19 protein-coding genes and 1 riboswitch are annotated in these 20,717 nt (G+C 33.3%); of the genes, 14 read left to right on the top strand and 5 right to left on the bottom strand.

The window, feature by feature from the left end; genetic code table 11:
* Nucleotides 1–59 precede the first annotated feature (59 nt).
* Nucleotides 60–1,007, top strand: a complete 948-nt coding sequence (locus BHF68_RS12300; protein ID WP_245669675.1) for a D-alanine--D-alanine ligase family protein — start codon at nucleotides 60–62, stop codon at nucleotides 1,005–1,007.
* Between the two features lie 47 nt (nucleotides 1,008–1,054).
* Nucleotides 1,055–1,154, top strand: a riboswitch (SAM riboswitch).
* Nucleotides 1,155–1,251: 97 nt separating this feature from the next.
* Complete coding sequence (locus BHF68_RS12295; protein ID WP_069644069.1) at nucleotides 1,252–2,403, top strand: trans-sulfuration enzyme family protein; 1,152 nt, start codon at nucleotides 1,252–1,254, stop codon at nucleotides 2,401–2,403.
* Nucleotides 2,404–2,472: 69 nt separating this feature from the next.
* Here the strand turns inward: BHF68_RS12295 and sleB (BHF68_RS12290) are convergent, their stop codons facing one another.
* Nucleotides 2,473–3,162, bottom strand: coding sequence for a spore cortex-lytic enzyme (gene sleB, locus BHF68_RS12290; RefSeq protein ID WP_069643961.1), 690 nt, complete (start codon nucleotides 3,160–3,162; stop codon nucleotides 2,473–2,475).
* A gap of 184 nt (nucleotides 3,163–3,346) precedes the next feature.
* On the opposite strand from sleB (BHF68_RS12290), the gene BHF68_RS12285 reads away from it, so the two are divergent.
* A complete protein-coding gene (locus BHF68_RS12285) occupies nucleotides 3,347–4,540 on the top strand; it encodes a M23 family metallopeptidase (RefSeq protein WP_069643960.1) in 1,194 nt (397 codons plus the stop codon).
* A gap of 71 nt (nucleotides 4,541–4,611) precedes the next feature.
* On the opposite strand, the gene serC is transcribed toward BHF68_RS12285, so the two are convergent.
* A complete protein-coding gene (gene serC / locus BHF68_RS12280) occupies nucleotides 4,612–5,700 on the bottom strand; it encodes a 3-phosphoserine/phosphohydroxythreonine transaminase (protein ID WP_069643959.1) in 1,089 nt (362 codons plus the stop codon).
* Nucleotides 5,701–5,829: 129 nt separating this feature from the next.
* Here serC and BHF68_RS12275 point away from each other — a divergent pair, with 129 nt between their 5' ends.
* Both BHF68_RS12275 and BHF68_RS12270 read left to right on the top strand, forming a co-directional pair.
* Nucleotides 5,830–7,530 carry a nucleoside kinase gene (locus BHF68_RS12275; RefSeq protein ID WP_084019421.1) on the top strand — a complete coding sequence of 567 codons (1,701 nt, stop codon included), beginning with the start codon at nucleotides 5,830–5,832 and terminating at the stop codon, nucleotides 7,528–7,530.
* Nucleotides 7,531–7,623: 93 nt separating this feature from the next.
* Complete coding sequence (locus BHF68_RS12270) at nucleotides 7,624–7,821, top strand: aspartyl-phosphate phosphatase Spo0E family protein (RefSeq protein WP_069643958.1); 198 nt, start codon at nucleotides 7,624–7,626, stop codon at nucleotides 7,819–7,821.
* 49 nt (nucleotides 7,822–7,870) lie between these two features.
* Here BHF68_RS12270 and BHF68_RS12265 read toward each other — a convergent pair whose 3' ends face one another.
* From BHF68_RS12265 to BHF68_RS12255, 3 genes are all read right to left on the bottom strand, one after another.
* A complete protein-coding gene (locus BHF68_RS12265) occupies nucleotides 7,871–8,674 on the bottom strand; it encodes an N-formylglutamate amidohydrolase (RefSeq protein WP_069643957.1) in 804 nt (267 codons plus the stop codon).
* A gap of 64 nt (nucleotides 8,675–8,738) precedes the next feature.
* Nucleotides 8,739–9,878, bottom strand: coding sequence for an S-layer homology domain-containing protein (locus BHF68_RS12260; protein WP_069643956.1), 1,140 nt, complete (start codon nucleotides 9,876–9,878; stop codon nucleotides 8,739–8,741).
* 73 nt (nucleotides 9,879–9,951) lie between these two features.
* On the bottom strand, nucleotides 9,952–10,515 hold the full coding sequence (locus BHF68_RS12255) for a biotin transporter BioY (RefSeq protein ID WP_069643955.1): 564 nt from the start codon (nucleotides 10,513–10,515) through the stop codon (nucleotides 9,952–9,954).
* A gap of 228 nt (nucleotides 10,516–10,743) precedes the next feature.
* On the opposite strand from BHF68_RS12255, the gene BHF68_RS12250 reads away from it, so the two are divergent.
* The 9 genes from BHF68_RS12250 (at nucleotide 10,744) to BHF68_RS12205 (ending at nucleotide 20,577) form a co-directional block, all read left to right on the top strand.
* Nucleotides 10,744–12,801, top strand: coding sequence for a molybdopterin-dependent oxidoreductase (locus BHF68_RS12250; protein ID WP_084019418.1), 2,058 nt, complete (start codon nucleotides 10,744–10,746; stop codon nucleotides 12,799–12,801).
* Between the two features lie 45 nt (nucleotides 12,802–12,846).
* A complete protein-coding gene (locus BHF68_RS12245; RefSeq protein ID WP_069643953.1) occupies nucleotides 12,847–13,209 on the top strand; it encodes a sirohydrochlorin chelatase in 363 nt (120 codons plus the stop codon).
* A 69-nt stretch (nucleotides 13,210–13,278) separates the two neighbouring features.
* Complete coding sequence (locus BHF68_RS12240) at nucleotides 13,279–13,818, top strand: chromate transporter (protein ID WP_069643952.1); 540 nt, start codon at nucleotides 13,279–13,281, stop codon at nucleotides 13,816–13,818.
* Nucleotides 13,819–13,990: 172 nt separating this feature from the next.
* Nucleotides 13,991–14,725, top strand: a complete 735-nt coding sequence (sleB, locus tag BHF68_RS12235; RefSeq protein WP_069643951.1) for a spore cortex-lytic enzyme — start codon at nucleotides 13,991–13,993, stop codon at nucleotides 14,723–14,725.
* An 11-nt stretch (nucleotides 14,726–14,736) separates the two neighbouring features.
* The gene (gene ypeB / locus BHF68_RS12230; protein WP_069643950.1) at nucleotides 14,737–16,101 is read left to right on the top strand and encodes a germination protein YpeB; all 1,365 of its coding nucleotides are present in this window, start codon (nucleotides 14,737–14,739) and stop codon (nucleotides 16,099–16,101) included.
* A 153-nt stretch (nucleotides 16,102–16,254) separates the two neighbouring features.
* Nucleotides 16,255–16,914, top strand: coding sequence for a flagellar brake protein (locus BHF68_RS12225; RefSeq protein WP_069643949.1), 660 nt, complete (start codon nucleotides 16,255–16,257; stop codon nucleotides 16,912–16,914).
* Between the two features lie 61 nt (nucleotides 16,915–16,975).
* Complete coding sequence (locus BHF68_RS12220; RefSeq protein ID WP_069643948.1) at nucleotides 16,976–17,458, top strand: hypothetical protein; 483 nt, start codon at nucleotides 16,976–16,978, stop codon at nucleotides 17,456–17,458.
* A gap of 217 nt (nucleotides 17,459–17,675) precedes the next feature.
* On the top strand, nucleotides 17,676–18,365 hold the full coding sequence (gene cmk / locus BHF68_RS12215; RefSeq protein ID WP_069643947.1) for a (d)CMP kinase: 690 nt from the start codon (nucleotides 17,676–17,678) through the stop codon (nucleotides 18,363–18,365).
* Between the two features lie 232 nt (nucleotides 18,366–18,597).
* Nucleotides 18,598–20,577: a bifunctional 4-hydroxy-3-methylbut-2-enyl diphosphate reductase/30S ribosomal protein S1 gene (locus BHF68_RS12205; RefSeq protein ID WP_176719938.1), complete on the top strand. Its 1,980-nt coding sequence runs from the start codon at nucleotides 18,598–18,600 to the stop codon at nucleotides 20,575–20,577.
* Nucleotides 20,578–20,717: the final 140 nt, after the last annotated feature.

The raw sequence follows: 20,717 nt of genomic DNA, 5'->3' as shown, positions 1-20,717 counted from the left end.
CATTATTAAAATATTATAATTTGAACTGTTTTTTAACATTAAATTAAGGAGGCAATAACTTGAATAATATAGCTGTAATATATGGTGGTATTTCGAACGAAAGAGAAGTGTCACTTAAGAGTGGATTAGGTGTATGCAAGGCATTAACTGAAAAAGGTTACAATGTTATAGCACTAGAATATGATAATCACCAACAGTTAATCAAACAATTACTAGCGGATAAACCTGACTTTGCCTATATCGCATTACATGGAAGATACGGAGAAGATGGGAGAGTACAAAGCTTATTAGAATTACTTAATATCCCATATGTAGGTTCTGGGGTTCTTGCAAGTTCCTTAGCTATGAATAAATCTTTATCAAAAAAACATTTTGCATTAGCTGGTATTAAAGTAGCTAAAGAGCTTATTGTAAAACCTGATGAAATTAATCTAAATAGAGAGTTAATAATTAACAAAATTATAAATATCTTTAGCTTTCCAATTGTAATCAAGCCAAATCAAGAGGGCTCAACGATAGGCTTAACTATTGCTTATGATAAGCAACAGCTTTTAGAAGGTCTTAATACAGCTGTTAATTTTGATTCAGAAATATTAGTTGAAGAGTATATAAAGGGTGTTGAAATCACAGTTGCCGTATTAGGTACAGGTGATGATATACAGGCTCTTCCAGTCATAGAAATAGTACCTAAGAATAGCCATTACGACTATGAATCAAAATATGCGCCTGGTGGCTCTGAGCACATAATACCTGCTAGAATTTCTAAAGAGAACACTATAATAGCTCAAGATTGGGCTATCAAAGCACATAAGGCATTAGGTTGTGAAACCTATTCAAGGGTAGATTTTATTGTACCAGAAGGACAGCAACCTGTAATTTTAGAAATAAACACATTACCAGGTATGACTCCTACTAGCTTATTTCCTGATGCAGCTAAAAGTATCGGCCTAGAATATCCTGATATGCTCGACAGAATAATCAAAATTGCAAAGAAAAAATATAAATAACTTGACTTATTCGATAAATTTGCTATGATTTAACGTAATAGAATATACTCTTATCCAGAGTGGTGGAGGGACTGGCCCTATGAAACCCGGCAACCTATGAAATTCATGAGGTGCTAAATCCTGCAGAATACTTCTGATAGATAAGAGAAAGTGCGAGTTTAAAAAGCTTTCTCTTAAGAGAAAGCTTTTTTCTTATATAAGCATAATTAATACAATTGAAATAGCATATATTGGAGGTTAGATGATGAAATTTAATAAAAACACGATTTTAGCTCAGGTTGGTGTTATTAAAAATGAAAAATATGGTGCAATTAGCACACCCATTTATCACTCAGCTACTTTTAGACATCCAGCAATAGGTGAAAGTACTGGTTATGATTATTCAAGAACTTCTAATCCAACTAGACAGGAACTAGAAACAGCACTAGCTAGTCTAGAAGAAGGTAAGTACGGTTTTGCTTTTCCAACTGGAATGGCTGCTTTAACTACTATTTTCGGTTTGTTCAAGTCTGGTGATCATGTAATCCTATCAGAAGATTTATATGGCGGCACATACCGATTATTAAAACAATATTTCAATCAGTATGGCATAGACGCAGATTTTATTGATACTACTAATCTTATTGAAGTTGAACAGACATGGAAACCCAATACTAAAGGTTTATTAATCGAAACGCCGTCTAACCCATTAATGAAGATTACAGATATCAAGCTGTGTGCCAAACTGTGCAAACAATTTAATGCATTATTTATAGTAGATAATACATTTATGACACCATATTATCAAACACCAATTAATTTAGGTGCAGATATTGTAATTCACAGTGGGACAAAGTATTTAGCGGGCCATAATGATTTATTGGCAGGAGCAATTATTACGAATGATGCAGACCTTGCAGATAGAATCGGATTTTTGCAGAATACAACAGGATCTGTCTTGTCAGCGGGTGACTCTTGGCTACTCCTTAGAAGTCTTAAAACATTAGGGTTAAGGATGGAACGTCAGACGAAAAATGCACAGGCCATCGTTGAATGGGCTCAAACAGAGGGATCTAAATGGATAAATCAAGTATATTATCCATCTATAAATGAACAAGGGTATAATATTCACCTCGGACAAGCTACAGGTGATGGGGCAATGTTGTCAATTCGTTTCAAATCAGAACAATTAGCTATGGACTTGCTTTCCAAGTTAGAGCTATTTTCTTTTGCTGAGAGTTTAGGAGGAGTAGAATCATTAATTACGATTCCTTCCAGACAGACACATGCAGATATGCCTGAGGATTATCGGAAAAAATTAGGCGTAACAGATGATTTATTACGAATATCTGTAGGTATTGAAGATTGTAATGATTTAATTTACGATTTAACTCAAGCAATTAACAAGTGTATATAGAACAGAGAGACAGCCTTAGTAATTATAATTACTTAGAGGTTGCCTCTCTTTTGCTTTTATTAATTATATTTAATAAGCGAATATATGCCTGCCTATTTGTTTGATTTGTGGACGACTCCAAATCCACGGGCTAGTTGAAGTTTCTGGATTAAAGAAATACAATGCTCCATTTGTTGGATCCCAACCATTTATGGCATCCATCACAGCTTGTCTTAGATTTGGGTCAGTTGGTGTTAGCCAGATTTGTCCATCTGCGACTGCAGTAAAAGCTCTAGGTTCAAAGACAACCCCAGAAACAGTATTGGGAAATTGTTGGTTTCTTACACGATTTAATACGACAGCCACAACTGCGACTTGTCCAATGTAAGGCTCACCTCTAGCTTCTCCGTTAACCAAGTTAACTAAAAGATTAATCTCTTGGTCAGTAAAGCCCCGTGCTGGCCCTGTAGCACCAGCTAAGTGAGTGTTTCGTCTTAAAGCTCCCCAGGTTTGTGGACCTGCAATTCCATCAACAACTAAACCATAATCCCGTTGGAAATTTCGTACAGCTGCTTGTGTTCTCCAGCCGTATATTCCAGTGATTCTAAAAGTATAGTAACCTAATTGATTTAGTCTAGTTTGTAGCTCAGTCACATCATTTCCCTGGGCACCATATCTAAGCACCCTTGCTGTCTCTTGTGTTTGCCAATATGTAAGAGATATTACATTAAGTATTAAGATAAACGTTAGAAAGATTAAAACTATTTTTTTGCTCTTCATGATTATAACCTCCTAGTTGATGGTTGTTTTTATTATTTGTTAATAAGATTAAAAAATTCCTTTTTCTAAAAAAATGGTTTATCTTTGAATGCTTATAATTTAATTAGAAGGGTAGTTTTTAATTGTTATATCCTGTACAATCAAATATATATAACTATCAATGGGAAAACAGGAGAGACATAAATTGAAAAATAAAGTTCAGTTATTACTAGTTACTTTTTTTTGTTATTTTATACTAATAAGCTTTACAGGGTATTATCTATACCAAAACCAAACTGTAGATGTAATAGCAACTGATCATAATAATGGAATTCCTAAACAAATACTTCCACTTTATATTACTGAGCTCACTTTTGTGTCACCAGTATTAGATAAGGTAATCAATTATCAAACTAATGGTTATAGATACCAGCAACCAAAAAACTCTGAAGGATTAAACTACATTTCATTAGATAATATAGAAAGTATTTTAGATAAATCTATAACTTTTACATTGGATGAAGATGAAATGTTATATCATATAGAATATGATAATAGAGAATTTCAACATTATTACGGAACAGACATCGGTAGTGAGGGTTATCGTATATTTCCGTTGCGTGGTGGAATTGTCAAAGAAAATACAGATACGATGTTAATAAGTACGGATTTTCTGAAATATGGAATTGGATATGAGGTTATAGAAGTAAATATAGACAAGGATAATCAGAATATTTATGTTTCAGGTCAGATAACGAAGGTTTTTGGTGAGACTCAGTTGCCAGCAAATGATGAATTACCAGTGAGCGAATGGGATTATGAAAAAAGGCTAGCTCATTTAGAGCATTTAATGAATCCAATAGAAGGTTCACACGTTAGCACGAGACCATCTCAATGGCCAGGGGCTCCTAGGTACTATAGGAATGGATATCATGAAGGATTGGATTTTTATTCCCATACTTCAGGAATTATTGTAGATAAGAATACACCAGTATTAGCGATGGATGATGGTATTGTAATTAGGTCTGACTTGGGCTATATAGAACTGTCCAGTAGTTATAGAAACCAAATTTTACAGGAAGCTATGGGTAGATTTATTACACCAGAATATATATTAGACATGCTTCGTGGTAAATCAGTCTGGATAGAACACAATAACGGTGTTGTTGCTAGGTACGTGCATTTAGATTCTATTATGCAAGATGTTCAAGTAGGGGAACCTGTAAAAAGGGGACAAGTTATTGGTAAGGCAGGTAATACAGGCACAAGTTATAGTTTAATAGGTAGTGACCAGGGGGTTCATTTGCACTTAGATATAATGATTCATGGGCAGCTCTTTTGGGAGAGTTTAACAACAGAGGAGATTGTAGCATTGTTGCAGACGTTATTTAATGATTAAGTAAAATTTTAAAATAGAAAGAGCAGCATATCAATGTTATGCTGCTCTTAATTATATTAATTATTGGTTAATTATTGGTTGTTTTTCTGGAATTCAGCCATAAATTCAGCTAAAGCAAGGCAACCTTCCTTAGGCATTGCATTATATATAGACGTTCGCATACCACCTACAGAACGATGACCCTTAACTCCTATTAGACCTTTACCTGCAGCTTCAGCAATAAACTTAGACTCTAATTCACTATTAGCTATAGTGAAAGTTACATTCATTGTAGATCGGAATTCTGGCTGTGAATGACCTTTATAGAAGCCTGAACTTGAATCGATAGCTTGATAGATGTAAGATGCTTTCTCATCGTTATGCTTTTCCATAGCTATTAAACCACCTTGCTCTATAACCCATTCAAGCATTAAATTAACCATATAAATACTAAATGAAGGTGGGGTATTATAAAGAGAATTATTTTCAGCCATAATGTCATAACGAAGCATAGATGGTAAGTCTTTATTACTAGCTTCGATTAAATCTTTACGAATAATAACAATTGTAACACCTGAAGGACCAAGGTTTTTCTGAGCACCAGCGTAAATAAGTGCAAATTTATTTGCATCAAATGGTTTGCATAATAAATCACTCGACATATCAGCAATTAATGGAACGTTATTGATTTCAGGAAACTCTTTGAACTGTGTACCATAGATTGTATTATTTGAAGTAATATGTACATATGCTGGGTTGTCACTTAGATTTAAAGATGTTAGTTCAGGTATGTACGAATGGTTTGCATCCTTTGATGATGCTGCAACATGGGTTTCTCCTATAAATGCGGCTTCCTTGCATGCTTTATCTGCAAAACTTCCAGTAACAATGTAATTTGCTTGCGTCCCTTGCTTAAGGTAGTTCATTGGAATCATGGAAAATTGTGTTGTAGCTCCGCCTTGTAAAAACAATACACGGTAATCATCATTCAACTGTAATAATGATTTTAAACGATTTTCCGCTTCCGAAACAATTGCTTCAAATTCTTTTGAACGATGACTGATTTCCATTACTGACATTCCAGTGTTATTATAATTTAAAAGCTCTGCTTGAGCCTTCTCTAGAATTGATAACGGTAATGTAGCAGGTCCAGGATTGAAATTGTACACTCTTTTAGTCATAATAACTAGTAACCTCCTCAAAATGTTTATACTTTTAAATAATACATATTATTATAATCTATAATTGCTAACTGTAAAAGAATTATTCTGCATAAATTTTATATTCAAGTGGAAGGAGCAAAAATATTTATGGAATTGTCTCAGCATAACAATGAACAGTGTACTTGGTTGATAGATTTGCCAAATGGACAGACGCTAGAAGAGAGTGGGGACTTATATGATATAAGTATTAAATTAAAGCATTATTATAAATATCCGATAATTGCTGCAAAAATAGACAGACAAATATATAGCTTAAAATATTATCCTAAAAAGAGCTTAGGAAAAGTGAAATTTATTGATTATAAACACCCTGATGGACAAAGAATTTATCAAAGAAGTTTAGTTATGCTGTTATTAAAGGCGGTAAATGATCTTAATGATAACCAAATAACTTCTATTGAACATTCGCTAGGTAAGGGGATTTATTGTCAGATTCATGAAGCTTTAAGCCATGAACTGGTTCAACTAAGATATCAAGATATTATTAACATAGAAAATCACATGAATGAACTCGTAAAAGAAGATTTATCTTTTGAAAAAATACAAACATCATTAAGTGATGCACAAAACTATTTTAATAATCAAAATAGGCAGGATATGTCTAAGCTACTAACTTATAGACAAAAAGATACAATATCTATGTATCGGTTAGACGATTATAAGGATTATTTATTTGGAGTTTGCGTTCCAAGTACAAAATATTTATCGTGTTTTAAGTTAAAGCACTACATGCCTGGCTTAATATTACAATATCCAGATAATAATCAACCAGATTCAATATCTAACTATACTGAACAGCCACGATTGTTTGAGATATTTCGTGAATCGCAAAAATGGAACAAGGTCCTTGGAGTAACCACCCTTACAGATGTTAATGAATGTATTGAACAGGGAAAGATACAAGAGCTAATTTTAGTAAATGAAGGCTTACATGAAAAAAAAATAACTAAAATTGCTGACCATATAACTGATTCTAAAGATAGAATCAAAATAATACTTATTGCTGGCCCTTCGTCATCTGGAAAGACTAGCTTTGCAGACAGATTGCGGGTTCAACTGAAGGTAAATGGAATACAATCTGTACCAATCTCAGTAGATAACTATTTTGTTAATAGAGAGAATACGCCTTTACATGCGGATGGGACATACAACTTTGAATCGATTGCGGCTATTGACATTGAACAGTTTAATAATGATTTAATGCAGTTAATACAGGGCTCTGCAGTCTCTTTGCCTAGATATAATTTTAAGACAGGAAAAAGAGAATACAGGGGTCAAACGGTTAAGCTAGAACCAAATCAGCCATTGATAATTGAAGGAATACACTGTTTAAATGAAGTGTTAACAGAACAGATTCCTAAAGGTAACAAATATAAGATATATGTAAGTGCATTAACATCGTTGAATTTTGATCGACATAACCGCATTCCAACAGCAGATTTGCGCTTACTACGCAGAATTGTTAGGGATCATCAATATCGTGGGAATACTGCTCAGAAAACAATTAATATGTGGCAATCTGTAAGAAGAGGAGAAGATGAATACATTTTCCCGTTTCAAGAAGAAGCAGATGTCATGTTTAATTCAACATTGATTTATGAAATTCCACTACTTAAGAATCATGCTGAAGAACTACTAAAATCAATACCTTATGAGGCTAATGAATATGTTGAGGCTCAGAGGCTGTTACGATTTTTAAGCTTTGCAGTAAGTATTTCAGAAAAAATACAAATACCATGTACTTCTATAATAAAAGAATTTTTAGGGGATAGCTGTTTAAAATTATAAAAACAAATTAGTAAAATAGGGAGCAAAATAACTTCCAAATTACCAATAAGTTATGATAGAATGAATTCAATAATTACATTTGAGGATGATTTAATGAATAACACAACTAGCATAAAACTTGATAATAATTCGAAAAAAGCACAGATGATTGAGCAACAATTTGAAATTCTTCGTAATGAGCTAAACAATCAAGTGGATAAGTGTGGTGCTTTGTCAAATCAAGAAGAGGTATTGGAATTAAGTCGAAAGCTAGATAAGCTTCATAATGAGTATATTAAATTAAAAAACTAAACAAACATATAAATAAACGAGGCATATGCCTCGTTTTTTGTTTTAAAGACTATTTGAATAGATGAACTATAGCTGTTTTAAACTTGGTTCTTAAATCTTTAATTCGCGTTTCTTTAGTCTTTCCAGATGAAGTATCTAGAAAATTATCTGACATATATAATTCTCTATTAATTTCAATTTGTACCCATGGTATTTCTGAATTCATACTATGATGCTTTGTTATATATCCGCCTTTGAATGGGGAATTAAATTTTATTGTGATATCCTCGTGCTCAAAGGCTTTTTGAAAGCCACTAGACAGTAAATTTAATAAATCGACAGAACAACTTGTAAATGAATTATTAACTGGTTTTCCATATAAGTCACCTAAATTACTTAAACAAATAGAGGGTCTTTTAGTTGTAGTAGAATTGTGTTTAATGCCTCCGAATGTAGGTGGATTTGGGAGCATACTATGACAATCTAATGCAATCTCTATTTCGGCATCTAATGATTTTTCAATCTGTTTATGAAATGGAATATAATATTTTTCTAATAGAAGTTTTCTCAAGCTAGCACTTGGGAACCAGTTATCTTTATAGATGGGCTTACCGAATAAATTTATCGTTTTTAATACACCGTCATGGTTTAGTGGGGGTAAATCATCCATAGAACGATTAACGTCTATATAACACCGGGCAATATCGTTAATAATCAATGGTCCTTTAAAATCCTGTAGCCCATAAATATCTATTGTATGTGGGTCACTGTCTTTATAAATATCATCAAATGATAGATTATTATAGTGGGTTAACTCGGGAGGGATTTTATTTCCTCCATGTGGAATCGATAGTAATATTGGCAACTTTGTCATAGCAACCTTCCTTTTTTTAAAAAAAGATATATTAATAATACAGAAAGAACCCTGATTAAGGGTTCTACGGCAGCACATATACTACAACATCTTGTCTGCCAAATTGCATGGCCTCTCCAACAGATGCAGCGTATAAATCTATTTTATTTCCTCTTATTGCTCCACCTGTATCTGCAGCTATGGCGTAGCCATAATTTTCGATATATAGATGAGTCCCTAATGGAATGAAATTAGGATCAACGGCTACAGCACCAATTCTTGTGCGTAATCCCATTCTTGTATAATTGGAAAGTCCTTGTTGATTGCTATTGTATTTAGTGGCTTCCATAACAATCTTATTTGTATATGGGATAGTTACACCGTTAATTTCAAGCAGATCTAATTCATATTTTTCATTATTATCAGACAAAAACATGCGGTCTATTAATACCGCAGCTTCAGCTCTTGTAGTATAGCTATTTGGACGAATCGTTTGATCTGGATATCCAGTGATAATTTCGTATTTTAAAGCATGTGTAATATAGTGTTCAGCCCAACCGTTTATTGCATCACGATCTTTAAATACTGACAGAAGAGTGTTTCTTTCAGTCCACGAAAGTGAATAGTGAATGTCGTACTTCAACAAACCATTACCAGTAATTAACATCTTGATTAATGCGTCCCTACGCACAGGGTCACCAGGACGAAACTCATTATTTCCTAATCCATCAACAATACCTAGACGATACGCAGTATCAACATATGTAGCAAAAGGAGTTTCGGTATGCACATCGTTAAATACTGGAATAATTTCATCTACAGGGAGGTAGCCCATAGCACGTAAAAGCATATGTAAAAACTCACCACGGCTAATCCATTCAGTTGGCATGAATTTATGGTCTTGTCGATAATTAGTTGCACCAATATCATATAGTCTACTAATTGATTCGAATGCATAGTGATGGGTAGGTACATCAAAAAAGTAGTGATGAGTATCCTCGATTATTATACTTTCATCAATAGTATTATCATCAGTAGTGCTTTCATCGGTAATAACCTCATCAATAATATCTATATCATCATTTACATTTTCAATATCTATATCAATTTCAGTTTTATTTTCGTATTCATTAGTTTCATATGAATCACTAACATATGCTAAGGCATTTGTTGAAAATAAAAGCATACTAACTAACAGTAACAAAATTAGTATAATTTTCTTCATTTTTAATCTCCCTAAACATAAAATTTTTTTATATATTATACCATATGATTACATTTAGGGTGTAGACAATATTTTACATGAGTCTATAGCTAGTTGCTTGCCGAATAATTTTTGTTGCTATGATTGTGACAAAAATAGCTACTACTAAGTCTTTTGGTAGCGGGGTTAGAAAGCCAACTACAATTGCTTGATTAATTGTAATTGCGGTTAACGAAACATAGTTAAGAATTAAATACATATATGTAACCCCGATCAGATAAATAACGAATAAACCACTTAAATTAGCAATTAGAAAAGTAAACATATTTTTATTTTTACTATGCTCAATTATGTATCCAATCACAAAACTTCCAGCAATAAAGCCCAACAAATAACCGAAGGTTGGATTAAATATATAGCTAAAACCGCCTCCTTGAGAAAATACAGGCAAGCCTATTAAACCAAGCGTCACATACAGCACTTGACTTAACGCCCCCATTTTACTTCCTAATAATGCACCAGATAATATTACAAATAATGTTTGTAATGTGATTGGAACGATAGGAGTGGGTATCTTAATGAAAGTTCCAATAATAGTTAATGCAGTAAATAATGGTACAAGTACTAAATAATAAGTTTTTATTCGATGGTTATGCACAAAAGTTCCTCCCTTTGTTAAAAATTACAATTTATTATTTAATTTAGAAAATAAATAATAATCACCTCTGTTAACCAAGTTGAATTTATTGGTTAACACAAGTGAGTATAGCTTATGATAATTGAATCTAATTGTCAACGGATTTTTTTATATAAAAAATATGACAATTAGCTGCATACATGAGATAATTATGAGTGAGATATAAAATTGCGGGGGATGGAAAAATTTATGGATAATTTATACAAGAAACATTCAGTATGTTCTCTGGACTGTCCTGATACGTGTGGTCTTGAAATAACATTAGATGAAAATAATATAATAAGAAAAGTTGAAGGAGATAAAAGCAATCCAATAACTAGAGGATTTATATGTAATAAAGTGCGTAATTTAGCTAATCGAATTCATCATCCTGAACGAATCTATACTCCATTAAAAAGAGTAGGGAAAAAAGGTGAAGGGAAATTTTTAAAAATAACTTGGGAACAGGCTATAGAGGAGATTTATAATAATTTTAATGAATGTATTAGAAAGTATGGAGGAGAATCTATCCTCCCATACAGCTATGCTGGAACTATGGGGATTATTAACAATAGCTCAATGGACAGAAGGTTTTTTCATAAATTAGGGGCAAGTAAGTTAGAGAGAACTATCTGTTCTTCAGCTGGTTCAGCAGGATATGCCTATACAATGGGAGAAAATAAAGGTATTAACCCAGAGGCCAGTAGTTTAGCAGAATATATAATTATATGGGGAACAAATCTAGTTAATACAAACATTCATCAAATGGAAATTATAAATCGAGCTCGTAAAAATGGAGCTAAGGTTGTAGTAATTGATGTTCATAGAAATAAAACTGCTGAGTTGGCTGACTGGTTTATTCAGCTTAAACCAGCTACCGACGGTGCCTTAGCATTAGGGATAATGAACGTTCTGATAAACAATAACCTAGTAGATAAAAATTTTATTAATAAATATACCTATGGATATACTGAGCTAAAACAAATGATTAATCTCTACACTCCAGAAAAGGTAGCAAAAATAACTGGAGTTGCAGTGACTGATATAGTTCAATTAGCTACGGAATACGGGTCAAATAAAAAGAGTTTTATTAGAATCGGAAATGGTTTTCAGCATCACTTTAATGGTGGCATGGCTACACGCAATATTACATGCCTGCCGGCATTAACTGGTGCTTGGCAGTATAAGGGCTGCGGTGCACTTAAGAGTAATTCAGAATACTTTAAAATTAATAAAAAGAAATTAGAATTACTTGAGCTAGAAACAAGTAATAATAGAACTATTAACATGAATCAGTTAGGTGATGCCTTAACTACATTATCTAATCCATCAATCCATGCATTATTTATATATAGTTCGAATCCTGTGATAGTTGCGCCGAATCAGTCTCAAATAATTAAAGGACTAGAGCGAGAAGATTTATTTACAGTAGTTCATGAGATTTTCATGACAGATACTGCCAAGTACGCAGATATTATATTGCCAGCACCAACAAGTTTAGAATACATTGATGTTTATAGATCGTATTGGCATTTATATTTACAGTTATCAGATCCTGTAATGCCACTTAAAGGTGAATGCCTACAAAACACAGAGTTGTTTCGTAGGCTAGCGAAGCGATTTGGATTTAATGATGACTGTTTTAATAATTCAGATGATGAATTGATTTCGCAGGCATTAGAAGGGATGATTGCTGGAAAAACTGGTGAACAGGTTTATAGTTATTTAAAGCAATATAAAATAATAAAGATAGCTGAAGAATCCGATTATATTAACAATAAACTTTTAAACCTTAAGACTTCTTCTGGCAAAATCGAACTGTATTCAAATCAATTGCGTATGTGTGGATTAGATCCATTACCTAACTACATTGATATTACTAACTATACAAAAGAAGATATAGTAAAATATCCATTAGTTTTAGTAAATGCACCAAATGAAAGATTTTTAAATTCATCCTTAGCAAACGTTAATTTTAGCTTTGAAGATGAACCTATTTTGGAAATCCATTGTGATGATGCAAATGCTCGTAACATAGAAGACCTAGATATTGTTACAGTGTATAACTCACTTGGTGAGTGTAAATTGCGAGTGAGAATATCGGACAAAGTACAAAAAGGAAATGTTGTGAGTCTAGGGTTGTGGTGGAATTCAGCATATAAGTCTGGTACAAACTTAAATCAATTAGTATGTCAAGAGCTTTCTGATATTGGAAATGGCCCCGTGTTTTTTAGTACATTTGTGCAAGTACAGAAATCAAATATATAATCTTTATAAAAGAAAAAACAACAATTACGAGGGAGGATTTTGCTGTTGAAAAAGATAGTAATATTACTGGGACATGGTAGTCGAAACGTAGACTCTATAAACGAACAAAAGGAGTTATATAAGCTTATAGCAGCAGCTATGCCAGACTACGAAATAAGAAATGCATTTTTACAGCTTTGCAGCCCTAAGTTTGAAAATATTTTAAATGAAGTTATTGAAGCTAATTATAATAGTATTATTGTTGTGCCTATATTTTTATTTGCTGGTAACCATGTTCAATCAGATATACCTGAAATCATTACAGATTTTAAAGAAAAACACCCAAATATTGAAATTGTATTAACTAAGCACATAGGAGCAGATAATAAATTAGTTGAACTTGTACAGCAAAGGATATTAAATATATAGCAAGATATTAAGTGTATAGTAAAATATTAAATATATAGTAAAAAGATATTATTAAGTTAGGGGATTATAATGCAAAACTGGATTGATTTATTTATTGCGTTTTTTAGAGCGAATATAGTTGGTTATGGTGGTGGACCTGCCTCTATTCCATTAATACGCAAAGAAGTAGTAGATATATATGGATGGATGACAAATGAGGAGTTTGCAAATGCATTAGCAATCGGAAACTCATTACCAGGCCCAATTACGACTAAATTAGCAGCATATATAGGATACGAAGTTGCAGGTATTCCTGGAGCGTTTATCAGCATTCTCGCAACTGTAGGACCAACGGCTGTTGCAATGGTGTTATTATTTTCTTTCTTAATGAAATTTAAAGATACTAAAGCTGTAAAGGGCTTGATGCTTGCAATACAACCAGTAATTATAGTGCTGCTATTACATGTTGTTTTTGAAATAGGGAAAGGTGCATATATAAACGTTTCATATATGCTAGTTGGTATTACCTTGGTTGCATTTTTAGGAGTTTTCTATTTTGAAATTCACCCTGTTGTTTTAATCATTTTTGCAATGGCTATGGGAATGATTTTTTCAGAATATATAATATAGTGAAATATTATATGTTATGAGCATTTCTACGATATACAATGTAAATCTATAGCTATGTTTATACAAAAGACTGTTATTTTTTCAAATAACAGTCTTTTTTGTATAAAACAAACTTTTATAAACAAACTATAATTGAATATTAACTTAGATTACATAAAAGCGAGGTTGGACTATGACTAAAAAATTACTAATAGGAATAGCGATTACCGCGTTAGTAGTATCATTTATAGTAGTCGATACAGGTATATTGCAATTCCGTGATGCGGAGGAGACTTTTAGTAACAGAAACTTATCGATGGGAAGTAGAGGGGATGATGTTTCAGAGCTACAAACTAGACTGCAGGAGTTGGGGTATTATACAGCAAATATAGATGGTATATTTGGTCATCAGACATTATATGCGGTTAGGAGATATCAACAAGATTATGGATTGAAAGTAGATGGGATTGTAGGACCGCAGACTAGAGGTTCTTTAGAGCAGAACACACAAGGGCAACCTCCTGGACAAGCACAGCAAGCAGGTGAAGGCGAAGCGACTACAGCTGGGCAATTTAATAACCAAGATCTCCAGTTAATGGCCAATGCAGTTTATGGTGAAGCAAGGGGTGAACCATATATAGGCCAGGTTGCAGTTGCGGCTGTTGTTCTAAATCGTCTTCGGAGTGAAACATTTCCAAACACAGTTTCTGGTGTAATATTTGAACCTAGGGCATTTACTGCCGTTGCAGATGGTCAGATTTGGCTTGAGCCAAACGATACAGCAAGAAGGGCAGTGCAGGACGCTATAAACGGATGGGATCCATCAGGCGGTGCTCTTTACTATTTTAATCCAGATACAGCAACCTCAGGCTGGATTTGGACACGGCCACAACGGAAGAAAATAGGTAAACACATCTTTTGTGATTAAGGGGGATATATATGTATAAAAAGGTTGCTAGTTGGCTAACTCCAATTTTGGCGATTGCGATTATAGCAGTAGGGTATTGGGGATATACAGAACAACAGGAAAAACAACAATTATATAATAAAGCAGAAAATCAATATCAGCGTGCTTTCCATGAGTTAAGTTATTATGTAAATTCTGTTCAAGATGAGTTAGGTACTGCTATTGCTATTAATTCACCAGGTCAGTATAGACAATGCTTATCTAATGTATGGCGATTATCCTATGCTGCTCAAGCTCGAATTGGACAACTGCCCTTAGGCATAATGGAATTTAGTGAAACAGAGAATTTTATTGCCAGAGTTGCTGATTTTTCATATCGCACGGCGGTTAGAGACTTAGATGAAGAACCACTTACTGATGAAGAATGGGAAACCTTACATGTACTATATGATTGTGCGACTAGAATTCAGGGTGAGATAAGTAGCGTCCAGACAGCAGTTCTTGCTGAAAGATTAAGTTGGACAGAATTTGAAATGATGTATGCTGCAACAGATGAGCCATTAGACAACAATATCATCAATGGATTTAATAACTTAGAGCAAGAGGTCGGACAGTTTCCTGAAGTTTCCTGGGGGGTTGGCATAGATAGTATTAATCAGATTAAACAAGATAAAATCAAACGAATGAACGATGGGGAAAGATTTGATGAACAGCAAATCGAGAATAAAATAGTTGAATTTCTAGAGCTAGGACCAGAGAAACAGTTTGATATTGTTCGTAATCCAGATGCTGGTGACTATGTAACGTATAGTGTAGTTGTTACAAATAGCGATGAAGATATCATCTATTTAGATGTAACAGAAATCGAGGGGCATGTTCTTTGGCTCTTACAAGATCGCCCTGTTGGCAGACCGACTATTGATTTAAGTGAAGCAGAACAAAATGCAGCAGAATATTTAAGGAAATTAGACGTTGAAAATGCTATTGCTACAAATATTGATGAATATGAGAATATTGCAGTTATAGATTTCGCGTCATATATAGATGACATAGTTGTCTATCCTGATAAAATCACCGTCAAGATTGCCTTAGATAATGGAGAAATCATCGGATTTTCAGCTATGGAATACTATTTGAATAACAATGAACGAGAGATAGCGGAGCCTAATCTAACAATAGATGAAGCAAGGGACCGTTTGAACAGCAGATTGCAAATAGAAGAACAACGTTTGGCAATTATTGAAGATAACACTGGCGTAGAAGTTTTAACCTACGAATTTATTGGAACCTTAAACAATAGCACGTATAGAGTATTCGTAAATGTAGAAAACGGTAGGGAAGAAAAGGTCGAGAAAATTGATCATTTAGGGATTGAGCGGGTATTTAGAAGGTTTTAAAGAAATAAAATATAACAATAAAAATACCATTGAGTTATGTCAATATAATTCAATGGTATTTTTATATTTCCTTAAAATACATATATGCTATAATTATAAATAATTATTAAGGAAAAAGATGAATAATATCGTGAACTACGGGTGGTGTGGTTAGTGAGTTATGATATCAATACAACGTTAGTTTTAGAAACGATTGAACAGACTGATAAAAAAGTATATAAGGCAAGAATAGCAGATATTAAAGATGACTGTTTATACTTTGAAATGCCTTTTAATGAGGAAACAAAAAGAATTGAAGCCCCAGAACAAGGGATTAAATTAAGGGTTTGGTTCCAAACTCCTGATAAAACAAAAGCATATTTTGATACAAGTGTGCTAGGTAGAGTTCAGGAAAACATAGCTATGCTGATTGTTGAAAAGCCTAATTCTAAAAGTATTTATAAAAAGCAAAGACGTGATTTTGTTAGGGTTCCAGCTATAATTGAAGCAGCGTTAGAGGTTATAACAAAGGAAGGCCCGATTAAAATTATCTGTAAAACTGAAGATATCAGTGGCGGGGGTTTTTCTGTAAAATTTAACTCTAGTATTAAACTCCAAACAGGACAAAAAGCTAAAGTTTGGTTAGTTATGCCCAAAAAAAATAAAAAAATAGCGCATGCTACCGGTGAAGCAGAAATTGTTAGGGTTAGATATCCAGAAGATTCTAGGCATTTAGCTTGGGCATCTTTTAAATTTACGAAAATTATGGAAGGCGATAGAAGCAAAGTTATACAATTTACTTTTGAGAAACAAATCGACTTATACGGAAAATAATTGCTTTTATTTGTATGTTTTCTTATTCTCTAGCGTAAAATGAGATAAGGAGGCGTATGTTATGGATGAAAGAAGAGTTAAAGATGTGAAATTTAAAGTGTTTGTCCCCGTTGAAATGCTTTTAAAAAAGATAATAGTAGTACTAGTGTTTTTATTAGTCACTTCGCAATTACTTTTGTTAAACCCATTAACGCGTCAATACGTTAGTATAATTGATAAATTAGAGGGTGAGAAAGTAACTACAATTGAAGCATTGCCAGCCTCACAAATACATAACAATCAGCAGTGGCTCGAATTAATCTTATTAGAAGACTTTCCTAGGAGCGAAATTTCCATCTATATTAATGGCGTAAAATATTCAAACTTTCATGATTTGCAAATGAGGATACCAGTAGCTGATCAGCAATCAGTAAGTGTTACCGTTGACGGTATACCTGGAATATTTTCAATTCAAATTATAGATAGCTCACACGATATGATTGAATACATGCCAGGTAAAATCTTTGAAGTTTCAGAGAACTCACCTCTTCAATTGGAGTTCTAGAATAAACAAGTTATGTGTGTATGTAAATATTGCAATCTTAATATGCCTATGATATGCTGGTTCAAAGAAATGTAAATATTTATACGTTGACAAGATTCTAAATGCATTGGAATATATCATATAGAGTTAATGAATATATTGATTATAGCTAGCAGACTCTTGTCTGCTATTTTTATTTAATCATAATAAAAAACCACAAGAATCTCAGGAGGTAAACATGTCTTCTCCGTTAAATATAGCAATAGATGGGCCTGCTGGTGCTGGCAAAAGTACAGTCGCTAAAAAATTAGCAGATAAATTAGGTGCAGAATACACTTATATTGATACAGGAGCTCTTTATAGGGCTATTGCATATCAAGCTATTAAATTTAACACAGATCTTTATAATGAAGAGGCAGTGTATGAAATCGCTAAAAGTACAAAGCTTGCATTTGATTCAAATAACAATGTGCTAATAAATGGCGAAGAAAAATCAGAAGAAATTCGTACTCCAGAAGTGAGTAATAATGTTTCACAAGTTGCAACCTATCCTAAAATCAGAAATCATATATTGATTCTACTAAGAAAGTTAGCTATGGATGGTGGCGTAGTTATGGATGGTCGAGATATAGGCTCGTTTGTCATTCCTACGGCTGATGTTAAAATATTTTTAACTGCTGATATTGACCAAAGGGCAAAGCGAAGAGCTTCAGAATTGCAACAAAAGAACTTCGACGTAGATATTAAAGTATTAAAACAAGAAATTTTATTACGAGACCAGAAGGATTCCGAAAGAGAACAAGCACCTTTAATCCAGGCACCAGATGCAATACTTTTAGATACTACTAATCTATCTATAAATGAAGTCGTAGAAGAAATAAATGATGTTTGTGAAAAAGTGCTAAGAAGTAGACATGTTAAGGAGTAAACTCATTGATTATAGATGTACTATATATTTTATTATATTTTGTTTCCTTGATAGGCATAATCATTTTTGGAAAAGTGATTTTAAGTAAACTTATATATAATGGAAAATCATTTAATCAAACCAAATTTTTGGTATGGAATTATTTTGTTATAACAATACTAAGTTTATCAATAATATTTTTATTATTGTACTTTATAGTTGTTAAATAATTTTTTTGTAGGGTGTGGGGAAATTGGTTATAAAAATTGCCCAGTATGCTGGCTTTTGTAAAGGGGTAAAGCGAGCAATTGACACAGCTAAAGACATAGGTAATGAATACGGTAAAGCCTTGACATTAGGTCCTATTGTTCATAATCAATTTGTCGTAGATTACCTAGCACAATTTGGTGTTGGCGCTATAGATTCGATTGATTATTTAGATCAAGTTGAGAAAAATACTGCAATAGTACTACGTTCACACGGAGTTGGTAAAGCAGTTTATGATAGACTTGAAAAAGAGCAAATCCAATATGTTGATGCAACATGTCCATTTGTAAAAGCTGTTCACAAACTAGCGTATAAAGCTTATACAGAAAATAAAGACGTAATTATAGTTGGTGATCCAACACATCCTGAAGTAATTGGGATTCTTGGCTGGACAGACAATAAGGGCTACGTGTTAAAGAATGCAGACAATATCAAGGATTTGCCAAAGCTTAATAGAGATATTGTAGTTGTTGCTCAAACTACACAAACAGATGAAAACTGGAAAGAGATAACAAATACCTTGAAAGATTTGTATAGTAACATTAAAGTCTACAATACTATTTGTAAAGCAACATCTGAACGTCAAAGTGCAGCAATTGATTTAGCAAAAGAAGTCGACCTGATGTTAGTAGTAGGTTCCCAAAGCAGCTCTAATACAATGAAGCTAGCCAAAGTGTGTAATAATCAAGGGGCTACAACATATCAAATTGAATCAGTTGCTGATATAAATAAAAATTGGTTTTTCAAGAATATGACAGTTGGAATAACAGCAGGCGCATCTACGCCTGATTGGGTACTTAAGGAGGTTATACAAATGACAGAAGAATTATTAAACGAGGTAAATGACTTAAAAAAAATTGAAAAGGGAGAGGTTTTAAAGGGTACAGTTACAAAGATTGAGGATAATCAAGTGACTGTGGATGTAGGTTATAAGTATGAAGGTATTATACCTATTGGTGAACTTTCTAGCTTACATATTGAAACCGCAAATGATGCAGTTAAAGAAGGCGAACAAGTAGAAGTTGAAGTACTGAGAATTAACGATGAAAAGAGTAAAATGATTTTGTCTAAAAAAGCCGTTGATAGTAAAAATGCTTGGCAGACGCTACAACAAAAATATGACGACAAAGAAATACTAGAGGTTACAGTAGCTGATGTAGTAAAAGGCGGATTAGTAGTAGACATAGGTGTTAGAGGATTTATACCTGCATCACACGTGGAGCGTCATTTTGTAGAAGATTTTAGCGATTACAAAGGGCGTAATTTAAAGGTTAAGATAATTGAGTTTGACCAAGAAAATAATAAAGTCATATTATCACAAAAGGTTGTCCTTGATGAAGAATTAGAAACTCAAAAGAAAAACGTAATAGTAAACCTAGAGCCAGGAGCTATTATTGAAGGTACTGTACAACGTATAACGGATTTTGGAGCATTTGTAGATATCGGAGGGGTAGACGGCTTAGTTCATGTATCTGAGTTAGCATGGTACCGTGTGGATCACCCATCAGATGTTGTTAAAGAAGGTGATGTAGTTAAGGTGAAAATTTTGAGTCTAGACGCTAATAATGAGCGTATTAGCCTAAGCCTTAAATCAGCACAGCCTAGTCCTTGGGACGAAATTAACAAAAAGTTTAGTGAAGGTCAAATAGCTGAAGGTATTGTAAAAAGACTAGTAAGCTTTGGTGCTTTCATAGAACTGCTACCAGGTGTAGAGGGGTTAGTGCACATCTCTGAAATATCTGATAAACATATTGGAGCAGCAAGTGATGTTTTAGAGGTTGGCCAGCAGATTACTGTTAAAATACTAGACATAAATACGGATGAGAAAAGAATTAGTTTAAGCATCAAACAAACTATAGAGCCAGAACCAACACAAGATAACGAAATCGATTTACAAAAAATCAATGAAACTACGACATATACCTTTGGCGAGATGATTGGTGATAAATTAAAAGATTTAAAATAGTTTCAAACCAGCAAACTGTTATTAAGTTTGCTGGTTTTTTATACCTGTCAGATTTTTTCTTAGTGATATCAAGTTTTGAGTGTAAATTAGTTATATAATGTATTATTTAATTATTAATGGAAAAAAATATAATAATAATA

The organism is Desulfuribacillus alkaliarsenatis (assembly GCF_001730225.1).
In the GTDB taxonomy this organism is placed as follows: Bacteria; Bacillota; Bacilli; order Desulfuribacillales; family Desulfuribacillaceae; genus Desulfuribacillus; species Desulfuribacillus alkaliarsenatis.
Note: the sequence above shows the minus strand (reverse complement) of the source record. Positions and strands in the feature narration are given on the sequence as shown.